This is a genomic window from Vibrio sp. OPT46, assembly GCF_015163535.1.
GTDB classification, from domain to species: domain Bacteria; phylum Pseudomonadota; class Gammaproteobacteria; order Enterobacterales; family Vibrionaceae; genus Vibrio; species Vibrio alginolyticus.
The window spans coordinates 71,056-82,132 of sequence record NZ_JADDYG010000250.1 but is presented as its reverse complement, the minus strand read 5'-3'; the positions used below and the strand labels follow the sequence as shown (position 1 = coordinate 82,132).

11 protein-coding genes are annotated in these 11,077 nt (G+C 43.5%); 8 read left to right on the top strand and 3 right to left on the bottom strand.

The window, feature by feature from the left end:
- From IQR33_RS11375 to IQR33_RS11355, 5 genes are all read left to right on the top strand, one after another.
- Positions 1 to 885: autoinducer 2-binding periplasmic protein LuxP (locus IQR33_RS11375; protein WP_193843704.1), on the top strand; the 885-nt coding region annotated here is incomplete at its 5' end.
- The gene (luxQ, locus tag IQR33_RS11370; RefSeq protein WP_017635176.1) at positions 885 to 3,461 is read left to right on the top strand and encodes a quorum-sensing autoinducer 2 sensor kinase/phosphatase LuxQ; all 2,577 of its coding nucleotides are present in this window, start codon (positions 885 to 887) and stop codon (positions 3,459 to 3,461) included. The genes IQR33_RS11375 and luxQ, both read left to right, overlap by 1 nt.
- Before the next feature lie 295 nt (positions 3,462 to 3,756).
- Positions 3,757 to 4,212, top strand: a complete 456-nt coding sequence (gene slyA, locus IQR33_RS11365) for a transcriptional regulator SlyA (RefSeq protein ID WP_017635177.1) — start codon at positions 3,757 to 3,759, stop codon at positions 4,210 to 4,212.
- A gap of 35 nt (positions 4,213 to 4,247) precedes the next feature.
- Positions 4,248 to 5,306: an HlyD family secretion protein gene (locus IQR33_RS11360; RefSeq protein ID WP_017635178.1), complete on the top strand. Its 1,059-nt coding sequence runs from the start codon at positions 4,248 to 4,250 to the stop codon at positions 5,304 to 5,306.
- A 12-nt stretch (positions 5,307 to 5,318) separates the two neighbouring features.
- Positions 5,319 to 6,356, top strand: coding sequence for a DUF2955 domain-containing protein (locus IQR33_RS11355; protein WP_017635179.1), 1,038 nt, complete (start codon positions 5,319 to 5,321; stop codon positions 6,354 to 6,356).
- Between the two features lie 2 nt (positions 6,357 to 6,358).
- On the opposite strand, the gene IQR33_RS11350 is transcribed toward IQR33_RS11355, so the two are convergent.
- Both IQR33_RS11350 and IQR33_RS11345 read right to left on the bottom strand, forming a co-directional pair.
- Complete coding sequence (locus IQR33_RS11350) at positions 6,359 to 7,021, bottom strand: flagellar brake protein (RefSeq protein ID WP_017819882.1); 663 nt, start codon at positions 7,019 to 7,021, stop codon at positions 6,359 to 6,361.
- 94 nt (positions 7,022 to 7,115) lie between these two features.
- On the bottom strand, positions 7,116 to 8,042 hold the full coding sequence (locus IQR33_RS11345) for a DMT family transporter (protein WP_017635181.1): 927 nt from the start codon (positions 8,040 to 8,042) through the stop codon (positions 7,116 to 7,118).
- 148 nt (positions 8,043 to 8,190) lie between these two features.
- Here IQR33_RS11345 and IQR33_RS11340 point away from each other — a divergent pair, with 148 nt between their 5' ends.
- Entirely contained in the window at positions 8,191 to 8,646 is a 456-nt protein-coding gene (locus IQR33_RS11340; RefSeq protein ID WP_005373581.1) for an Lrp/AsnC family transcriptional regulator, read from the top strand.
- Positions 8,647 to 8,651: 5 nt separating this feature from the next.
- Positions 8,652 to 9,275 carry a class I SAM-dependent methyltransferase gene (locus tag IQR33_RS11335; protein WP_053304531.1) on the top strand — a complete coding sequence of 208 codons (624 nt, stop codon included), beginning with the start codon at positions 8,652 to 8,654 and terminating at the stop codon, positions 9,273 to 9,275.
- Positions 9,276 to 9,801: 526 nt separating this feature from the next.
- Here the strand turns inward: IQR33_RS11335 and IQR33_RS11330 are convergent.
- The gene (locus IQR33_RS11330; RefSeq protein ID WP_005373576.1) at positions 9,802 to 10,350 is read right to left on the bottom strand and encodes a hypothetical protein; all 549 of its coding nucleotides are present in this window, start codon (positions 10,348 to 10,350) and stop codon (positions 9,802 to 9,804) included.
- Between the two features lie 103 nt (positions 10,351 to 10,453).
- Between IQR33_RS11330 and IQR33_RS11325 the strand changes: the two genes are divergently transcribed.
- The coding region (locus IQR33_RS11325) for an SH3 domain-containing protein (protein WP_193843703.1) at positions 10,454 to 11,077 on the top strand (624 nt) is incomplete at its 3' end.

The window sequence follows — 11,077 nt, the reverse complement described above, 5'->3', positions numbered from 1 at the left end:
GTTTATCCAGGGCAGCAGATCTCTGATTATTGGATTCGAAACATCGATGCGTTTGAAAAACGCCTAGATAAGCTTGATATCGACTATCAACTAAATCAGGTGTTTACTCGTCCTAATGCAGATATAAAGCAACAAAGTTTGTCTTTAATGGAGGCGCTGAAAAGCAACTCCGATTACTTGATCTTTACTCTAGATACCACAAGACATCGTAAGTTTGTTGAGCATGTCTTAGATTCAAAGAAAACCAAGTTAATTTTACAAAATATCACCACACCTGTTAGGGATTGGGAACATCATCAGCCGTTTCTTTATGTTGGTTTCGACCACGCAGAAGGAAGTCGTGAATTGGCCGTTGAGTTTGGCAAGCGTTTCCCTAAACATAGCCACTATAGTGTTCTCTACTTCTCAGAGGGCTACATTAGTGACATCAGAGGCAACACTTTTATCAACCAAGTGAACCGCGATAATCAATTTGAACTACAATCTGCTTACTACACCAAAGCAACAAAGCAATCTGGGTATGAAGCTGCAAAAGCCAGTTTGGAGAAGTATCCGGACGTTGACTTCATTTACGCGTGTTCTACCGATGTAGCATTAGGTGCTGTTGACGCTCTTAAAGAGTTAGGTCGTGATGATGTCATGATCAATGGTTGGGGCGGCGGTTCAGCAGAGTTAGAGGCGCTTTCTAAAGGGGAGTTAGACGTTACCGTTATGCGTATGAACGATGATACAGGTATTGCAATGGCTGAGGCCATTAAGTGGGATTTAGAAGGAAAGCCAGTTCCCACTGTTTACTCTGGTGATTTTGAAGTCGTTACCAAATCGGACTCTCCAGAAAGAATTGAAGCATTAAGAAAACGTGCATTTAGATACTCAGATAATTGATGACAACTACATCAAAAACAAGAAAGCGTCGCTCACTGTCGACGCTTATTACCAAAATAATTATTCTCGTACTTGCTCCGATCATTCTAGGCATCTTTGTTCAGAGTTATTACTTCTCGAAGCAGATTATTTGGCAGGAAGTCGACCGAACCAAGCAGCAGACCTCTGCCCTGATCCTGAACATTTTTGATAGCCATTTTGCAGCGATTCAGATTCATCACAACAGCAATTCGAAAAGTGATGTTGTATTGGATTTTTATACAGAACGTGATGAAGAGGCACTCAATTACTTTTTCATGAGTATTGACCAGAGTGATCCTTCCCATACACCAGAGTTTCGTTTCCTAACCGATCATCAAGGTATTATTTGGGACGATGGCAACGCGCATTTCTATGGCATCAACAATCTGATACTTAGCCGACTTGCCAGTCAGGTGACCTTTAGCAACAACTGGTATTATCTACCCTCACAGACCCCGATGGGAACTCGCCATCTGTTACTTCGTCGCGTACCCGTTTTACAACCTAAAACCGGTGAAGTGATGGGGTACTCTTACAATGTTGTTGTTTTAGATAATAACTTTGGGTTGATGGAAAGGCTAAAAAATGAAGGCAACGTCGACAATGTTGTGTTGGTCGCTAACAACACACCATTGGCAAGTTCATTAGTAGGAGATGAGGCTTATCAAATATTTGACGTACTCAAACGACGAGAGTCCCAGCACAAGCTTGACCAATTATTGATCATCAAAACCCCTATTGAGGTAAATGCCGCCGAGACTGACTTGTGCTTGCTTACTGTGCAAGACAATCAGAGCGTGGTGACATTGCAAATCCAACACCTGCTAGCAATGCTAGCCTCAGTTATCGGTATGGTCATGATTGCGCTAATGACTAAAGAATGGATCGAGAATCGTGTAGTTGAAGAGTTAGGATCCCTGATGGCATATACTCGCTCGGCTCGTGAAGAAAAAGGATTTGAGCGTTTTGAGGGGTCAGATATTGAGGAATTCGATCATATTGGTTCGACACTAGAAAACACTTTTGAAGAGCTTGAAGCACAAAAGCGGTCTTTCCGCGACCTGTTTAACTTTGCGTTATCACCTATTATGGTGTGGTCTGAATCGGGTGTACTTGTCCAAATCAATCCGGCAGCACGCAAAGAGTTAGTCATGGAAAACGATGTTGAAACCATGCACCCAGTGTTCAAAGGTTTCAAAGAAAAGTTGATGCCACACCTTCGCATGGCGGCTCAGGGAGCTACGTTGACAGGCGTTAATGTGCCAATTGGAGACAAAGTATATCGCTGGAACTTATCGCCGATTCGAGTTGATGGAGATATTAGCGGTATTATTGTTCAAGGTCAGGATATAACCACGCTTATTGAGGCGGAAAAACAGAGTAACTTGGCGCGCAAAGAAGCAGAGAAATCTGCTCAAGCCCGTGCCGACTTTCTGGCTAAAATGAGCCATGAGATCCGAACGCCAATCAATGGAATTTTAGGGGTTGCTCAATTGCTAAAAGACTCTGTGGAAACAGAAGAGCAGAATAACCAAATTGACGTACTTCGGCATAGTGGTGAGCACTTACTTGCTGTTTTGAATGATATTTTGGACTTTTCGAAGATTGAGCAGGGTAAGTTTAATATCCAAAAGCACCCGTTTTCTTTCACTGATACAATTCGAACGTTAGAAAACATTTATCGTCCTATTTGTGAAAGTAAAGGCGTCAACCTTGTCATTGAAAACAAAATAGATCCCAATGTTGAAATCTTTACTGACCAAGTTCGTCTGAACCAAATTTTATTCAACCTAGTCAGTAATTCTGTGAAGTTTACGCCCTCGGGTAGCGTGCGCTTGCATGCGGAACTGGAGCAGTTCTATGGTGCTGACAATAGCGTGCTGGTCGTGGAAATTACGGATACAGGTATCGGCATCGAGTCTGACAAACTCGACCAAATGTTCGAACCTTTTGTTCAAGAAGAAGCAACAACGACTCGAGAATACGGTGGTAGTGGCTTAGGGCTGACCATTGTGAAGAGCCTTGTCGACATGCTGGAAGGTGATGTTCAAGTCCGCAGTCAGAAAGGTTTAGGAACGACTTTTGTCATTACAATGCCAGTGAAAGATCGTGAGCGAGTACTCACCCCTCTTGATTCGAGTTTGCGAGTTAAGCCAGGTGAACTATTTGCAGAGAGTCTCAAAGTGTTGTTGGTAGAGGATAACCATACTAACGCATTCATTCTAAAAGCGTTTTGTAACAAGTACAAAATGCAGGTTGATTGGGCGAAAGATGGGTTAGAAGCAATGGAATTCTTAAAAGATCATACTTACGATTTGATACTGATGGACAACCAACTTCCGCATCTTGGTGGAATTGAAACGACCAAAGAGATCCGACAAAAGCTAAAACTAGGCACGCCAATTTATGCGTGTACTGCTGACACCGCGAAAGAAACCAGTGACGCCTTTATGGAATCGGGTGCAAATTACGTGCTTCTCAAGCCGATTAAAGAAAATGCGCTCCATGAAGCATTTGTGGATTTTAAACAGCGGTTCTTAGTCGAGCGAACATGAATAATTGGCTCACTACGAGATAACCCAATTATTCATTATCTGAAAAGCACAACACCATGACTGTGGGTTGTGCTTTTTTGTATCTGACCCTTTTACTCTTATACAAATCAGACTTTATTGGTCTCGACGTTTGTTGTGTACATCGCTGCATTTCAAATTCAAACATAGTGTTGTGTTACTTAGATTTCTGCCCCTTCACTGACACACCCAGCGTGATTTCAATCACAAAAAGATATTTACTTAGCGTGCTAACTATTTTATATTGCTTAGCACGCTAAGTAATTGAGTAGATCTTATGATTCAAGACATCAACAGTTTGCGAGACCTTTCTCTGGCTGAAAAATTATCTCGTGTTGCTCGTTTGTGGAAAATGGTTGCAGATCGCGAGTTAGAGCCTTTAAACCTAACGTATCCGCGTTGGACTGCGTTATGGAAGCTTTATCGAATGGGTGACAACATCAGTCAGAAGCATTTGGCTGAAGCGCTTGAGATCGAGTTAGCGTCGTTGATGCGAACATTAAAATTATTAGAAGAGCAATCTCTGATCGTTCGCCATTGCTGTGAACACGATAAGCGAGCACGTATTGTTAGCCTCACAGAAGAGGGGAAAACCCTACTAAAGCAAATGGAGGCTCGAATTCTTCAAGTTCGAAGCAAGCTCCTAACGGACATCAACGACCAGGAACTTCAGCAGCTTTCATTGATTCTTGATCAGATTGCTCACAATGCGCTTGATTCACTTAGCGAATAAGTCAGAAAACCGAATAAAAAGAGAAGTAAACGCCTATGACTCCAGATCAAAAATTCGCACGTTGGATCAAATATTCTTGCGTCGCGTTTGTCCTTGTCTTTGCCTATTTTCTAGTTGCAGATCTCGCCATGCCGTTGACGCCTCAGGCAATGGCAACGCGTGTGGTAACTAAAGTGGCCCCCCGTGTGAGTGGGCAGATTACGCATCTTTATGTTGCCAACAACCAAGAAATAAGCCAAGGCGATCTACTATTTCAGATTGATCCCCAGCCTTATCAGCTCGCCGTAGAAAAGGCTCAACTTAACCTTGAGCGTGTGATTCAAAACAACGAACAACTTGATGCTTCTATTGCGGCGGCAAAAGCAGACGTTGAAGCGAGCAAAATCGTGGCGGAACAAAAAGTTCGCGAAGCAAAACGTCTTAATACCCTGTTTCACCGTAATGGTACTTCGCAACAGCAGCGCGATGACGCACAGAGCAGTGCAACGGCAGCTAAAGCGAACTTACTGGCCGCACGTGCTCGTTTAAAAGAGTTGGAAGTAAACCGCGGTGATTTAGGCGCGACGAATGTGAATATCCGCGTAGCGCAAAACCAGCTAAAACAAGCGGAACTTAATCTGTCTTACACTCAAGTCTCGGCGGAACATGATGGCGTTGTCGCTAACTTGCAGCTGGAGACGGGGGCCTATGCGGCAGCTGGTACACCTCTTGTCGCTTTAGTCTCCGATGACGTGGATATCATTGCCGACTTTCGTGAAAAGAGTTTACGACACTTTAATCAGAACAGCCGTGCGTTAGTGGCTTTTGATAGCTTACCTGGTGATGTATTTGAAGCTCGTATTACGAGTGTGGATGCCGGGGTCAGCTCGGGTCAATTCGATGCGGATGGTCGCTTAGCAACACCAACTGACTCAAACCGTTGGGTGAGAGACGCGCAGCGCTTACGTTTACATTTAGCTATCGATGAACCTCAGCAGCGCGCATTTCCAGCAGGGGCACGAGCAACCGTGCAGTTGTTGCCAGAAAACTCATTATCTGGTTGGTTAGCGAGGTGCCAGATCCAATTCTTGAGTCTTCTTCATTATATTTATTAACGAGGAGGCGATATGAAGTTATGGGACCACCCCATGTCGGAAAACGACTTCCGTCAGTGTTTGCGCATTGCAACTGGTGCGACCATTGGTTTCACTTTGTGTAAAGTATTTGGTTGGAACTATGGCGTATTCTTTACTGTAACCCCGATGCTGTTACTTGGAATGGTGCCAGTCATGAGTCTACATGCCGCACGACAACTGATTTTTTCAGCGGTTGTGTGTGGATTAGAAGTTGGTGTGCTTGGTGGGTTATTTGGTGGGCACCCAGGCATGATGACAATCATTGCATTCGGGTTGTTCCTGTATAAATTCGCCTGTATGTCAAAAGGGAGCTTATTCTTATTTGGAGCGAACAGCGTACTGAGCTTAAGCATCATGCTGCACTTTGCGAGTTATCCAACCACTGACTTAAATGACCTAATATTTAGCAACCTGCAAGCGAATGTTATTTCAGTGATCGTTGCTTATGTGGTGACATTTTTGATTCCCGATGCGGAACCTCGTCAGCCACCAGCGAAACCGTCGCAGCCTAAACAGAGTCATCGAATGCGTCATGAAGCCCTTATGGGGGCGAGTATCGCTACAATGTCTTTCCTTGTATTCCAGCTATTTGACCTCAGTGACTCTATGTCTGCTCAGGCGACAACCTTGCTTTTATTGTTTCCTATGCATTGGAACGGTGCTTTAGGGTATGCGCGAAAAAGAGCAATGGGAACCTTGATGGGGGTGACCTTTGGTATCGTCGGACAACTTGTATTATACGATTGGTCGGATACTTTATTGTTTATCGTCCCATTGCTTTGGATTGGGGCTATGATGTTCAGCTATATGCACGTGAAAGAATCTAGCGGTTCGGGAGCCGGATTTGGCGGCTTAACCACATTAGGCATTTTGTTCGGCCAATATCTTACTCCGGATGGTGACTTAATGTTCAGTGCGCTGTATCGCGTGAGCAGTATTTTGTTTGCTATTGTTGCGACGCTGCTTGTGACCTATACGGTTCACAGAATACTCAACAGCTTTGAGGCGACGCGCTTTAGCGAGCAGTAATTTCAGACGTTACTGGTTAGAAAGGATTGCTCCAGTAACTCTGTTTTTAGTTCGTGAGTCATCTCAATGGAACTAGCAAACTTAATTCCAACTACCCATCCCTTCGCCAATTTCTTAATGTTGGCAATGACACATCGATTTTCTTCTCCGATATAGTGGCTTAACGGGCATTCGATGGTAACACTCTCACCCACGTTGAATTCGGGCTCAATCAAGGTTGATATACCAACACCTGCTAGAGAGAAATCGATAAGGCTACCGTCGTAGACATTCCCTGCATGAATAACGTTACAGTCCATTTGCAACTTGTAACGCTCATGTTCTCGAACTGGTTTGGTTGCAAATGTTCCTGGAATGCGGATAAACAAAAGGGGGGATGGTCGAACGGTCGTCGTCAGTACGCTGGACTTAAACGCAATGACATGGCCTAACTCCGTATCTGATACACCACGCACGATGACATCGGCGTTGGGGAGTTTTCTCATCACTTGCTCTTCAAGCAAACGCATTGGTATATCAAGAATCAAATAAGCATTTTCTTTCATCCCCAGATAGGTGGTGGAATACGTATATTGATCCTTAGGCCCAAATTCGAAATTAGTAGAAAGTTTCATTCCCGGTTTGAGAAACCTATGCAGTTCATCTTTAGTATGAGTGGCTGGCATCACATTGGCGTTTTAATTATTAGTTGAGCTGAGGCTATCAAAACGCCATTTTGTTATTCAAGATAGTAAGGCATAAGTTTTTGTAAAATCATCGCTATCTGTGAAGTGGTGGGCGATAAGTTTGGCTCATTCCACCTTTCATAAAGATTTGGCTTGCCACAATACTGCCGCATGTGACCAACATCAGAGCTAACCAAGTGAGAGAATCTGGTTGTTCACCAAAAATTGGAACGGCAAGAAGTGTCGCGACGACTGGAGTTAATGAACCAAAAGCTGCGCTGGCTTCGGCACCGATGATCCTAATTGCATAAATGAAAGTGAAAGAAGCGATTAAACCTGCGCCAACACCTTGTAGCATCGCGTGGCCAAATAACTCCTCCCATGGCCACTGGCTGAACGGTGTTACCACCAAATAACTGTCTACCCACCCGAAACCAACGGCGATGATGAGTAGAGCCAAAGACGCGATTGCAACGAATCCTGCACAGACGTGTGCATTAAGATTAGCGACACGAGCGCTGATGGTGAAAGCAGCCCACATGATGCTGCCAGTTAGAAACAGGATATGCCCTTGCAACTGAGACCAGTTGTACTCTGCGCCGCTATTAGAAAGAAGGAATACGAAAATCCCTAACAACACCGTAGAAAGCCCGATTAAGCGGTGAGCACTCAGCGACTGTTGATAACAAAGTACCGCGATAGCAGAAACAAACAATGGCAAAGTGCCAGGTACTAATGCACTGCCGTGCGCCACGGGAGCGAAATGCATAGCCGTTCCGACGACCAGAAGATAGGGAAGGCCGCTTCCAACCACAACACCAACCAGGTAGCGTTTAGGCACGACGCGCAGCGACTGTTTATGCTTAATCACAAATGGTAATAAAATTATACTTGGGATTAGAAAGCGAACTAACGCGATATCGGCTGGCTGCAAGGCAGAAATTGCGCCCCCTTTTAAAGAAATAAAGAAACCAGACCAAAGCAGTAAGGTCGTTAATATAGCTGCGTATCCCAAGATCATTATCGACATGTCCATTTGTAAATGATGTGTTAATTGTTGAATAAAACTCTTGCCAAAGGGAGGCAAAGTTTGACGTAATTAGGCTTGATGTTGGTGATAAATTGCGTATAAGTGTTAATTGTTGGTGATTAAAGGCATGGAAGAATAGATGGATAAAATTGACAGGCAACTTATCAACCTAATGCAGAAGGATGCCACTCTGACAACGGCAGAACTTGCTGACCAAGTAGGGCTATCGGCATCACCTTGTGCAAGACGCATTAAGCGTTTGGAGCAGGAAGGTGTAATAAGTGGTTATCGAGCTATTGTGTCCAGAGACACCGTAGGCATCGCGATGACTGTATTTGTTGAAGTGAGTTTAAATAACCACCAAGCTTCTTCGATTGATGAGTTTGAACATGCCGTTGTTGAGATGGATGAAGTGATCTCATGCCATGTCGTATCAGGGGCCTATGATTACCTGTTAGAGGTGGTCAGTAAAGATCTCGCTGGTTATGAAACATTTACTAGAAAGTTACAGCGATTAGAAAATGTGAAAGATATTCATACCCACCTGGCGATTAGACAAGTGAAAGGAAATGGCAGTTTGCCGATTTATGCATAAGAAAGATGAAATTTTTCGATAGACTTAAGATTGCCCACTATCATCGAAAGCGATATAGACAGTTTGGTAAAGACAGAGCCCGAACTCTGGGATGGGCAGATAAGTATAGTCAGATCAGCCGTTTTGAGGCGTTGTGCCGAGGGTTAACGTTAGACGGTTCAAGTATTTTAGATATTGGGTGCGGCTACGGAGACTTGTTAGCGTTTATCGAACTTATGGGGGGGCTTCCTCAAAGCTATATTGGCATTGATCAGCAAAAACAGTTTATCTCTGAAGCCAGAAAACGAGATTTTCGTACGCAAAGTAAGTTTATATGTGGCGACTTTTCAACGTTGGTATTGCCTCGTTGCGACTTTGTTTTTGCTTCCGGATCATTGAACTATCAATCCACCAACCCAAATCACACCATTGAAATGATTGAGAAAATGTACCGAGCGACAGAGAAAGGTTGTGTGTTTAACTTGTTGGATGAATCCAAACTACCCAGCATGAAAATGTTAGCGTCGCACAATAAAGAAGGTGTCTTTCGCTATTGTCGGTTGCTGTGTCCGAATACACGATTGATTGAGGGGTACTCCGAGCACGACTTTACGATTGCCATGATCAAAAAAGCGGAGTCCGTTTCCTGACCCCGCCTTATAAATTCTTAAGCCTTATTGGTTTTTGTATTGTGAGATTTCACAGTTACCTGTGTATCTATCAACCTTGAATGAGAAAGCGGCTGAATGGTATTCCCTCCCATCACTCCATATTGTTTCTCCGAAGATTTTACAAAGATCCAAATCACTGATTGAACCGAACTCTTTTACGTGCCTAACTACTGACAAAAACTTGGCTTTGGTAGCATTAGGACATTCCCTGTTACTTAATCGATTGATAACCATGTTTGTAGCATCATCTCCAGCCAAATGTGACTTTTTATTAAATTTTATTAATGGCTAAACTAACCAAAAAATGTCCATAAGTAAAGCATTAATGTGACGTATGTCTCTATAAATTGATTGTCTTGGTCATGGTTTAGTCAAGTTTGTCAAAGGGAACAATCCCATTATTTACATTTGATATCATTCACGACTAAGGAAAGATAAAAAGCACGAATAACGTCCAATATTGGAGTGAAAAACCAACATCGTCTATTCAAAACTGGCTCTGTTTTTACTTCGAAACATCTTGAGCGTATTGAAGCGCTCGAGCTTCTTTATCATAGACTTGTGACAGAGTTTGATATTGTGAAGAGAGGCGCTTGTAATCTTCAGCAAGTTCCAGAGCGTTGGTGTTATACCATTCCGCGGTTATTTGATTGGCTATTTTGTTTGACTCGCGGCACTTTTGGGCCAGTATCTCCCACCCATTTGCTGACCATTGGGATTGTGTGCTCAATTTAAGCAGCTGATTCGCTTTAGTTGTGAGCTCTTCTTTGTATTGAATCGATGCTTTTAATTGCGCTTTGAACACATTTTGGTTCGACTTGGCACGCCAAAGTAGCACGAGCTCATGCATTGAAAAGGTTTCGGACAATAACTGACGCTGTTTATGTTCGGTTAAAAGTGTATTGAATACCTCAACATGCTGATTGTAATTGGACTCTAAACGATTGAATTGGGTAAGATTGTCATTCCACGACGATGGGTTACATTGAATATTGGCGTGCCCCGTTATCGGGAACAGAAGAAATAGTAGTATCCAATTGAGTCTGTTGATCATTATTGCTCGCGTTAGTTGACCTGCTCTTTTGAGTATATACCCAAATTTCTACGACATGCGTGCTGCTGGTGGGATAAGAATAAAGAATGAAAAGGAAAAGGGCATGAAGAAAATTCTCGTCGCATTGATTGTCATGCTGTTGCTCGGCGGAGCGGGGGCTGGATACTATTTCTTCTTTATGCAGAAAGATGAACCTGAAGCACCAAAGGCTACACAAGTCGAGCAATCGTCACTGCAAAAAGAAACATCCAAACCGATTCTGGATTTAGAAGCCGCTCCCCCGGAAGTTACCGAGTACTACGTTATTGAGCGTCGTGTCAATGTTTACAACAAGCCTAACCTTAATGCTTTAGTTGTCGATACGCTCTATAAGGGAGAAAAAGTATCGGTGTTAGAAAAAGTAGATGGGTGGTACCGAATCTCCGGCTATCTTGTCTATGAAGAGGGTGGAGAAGAAAAAGCCGAATGGTTGAATGCTGAAGGGTTATCGGATGCAGAGCCAGTTATTAAAGAGCAAGAGCGCTTAGAGATATTGGATGAATACCTACAGAAGTCGGATGATTTAAAAGTTCACTTGGATATTTTCCGTAAGAAAACACAGCAATTGTTAGACGATGAAACCTGTGATCCGAGTGATTTTGAGGAGCTCGGAGGCTGGGTTCGTTCTGTGACGTTCAAAAAGCGCAACGTTTACTTCATCTATTGTGGCGGTTTGGAGCAAGAGAAC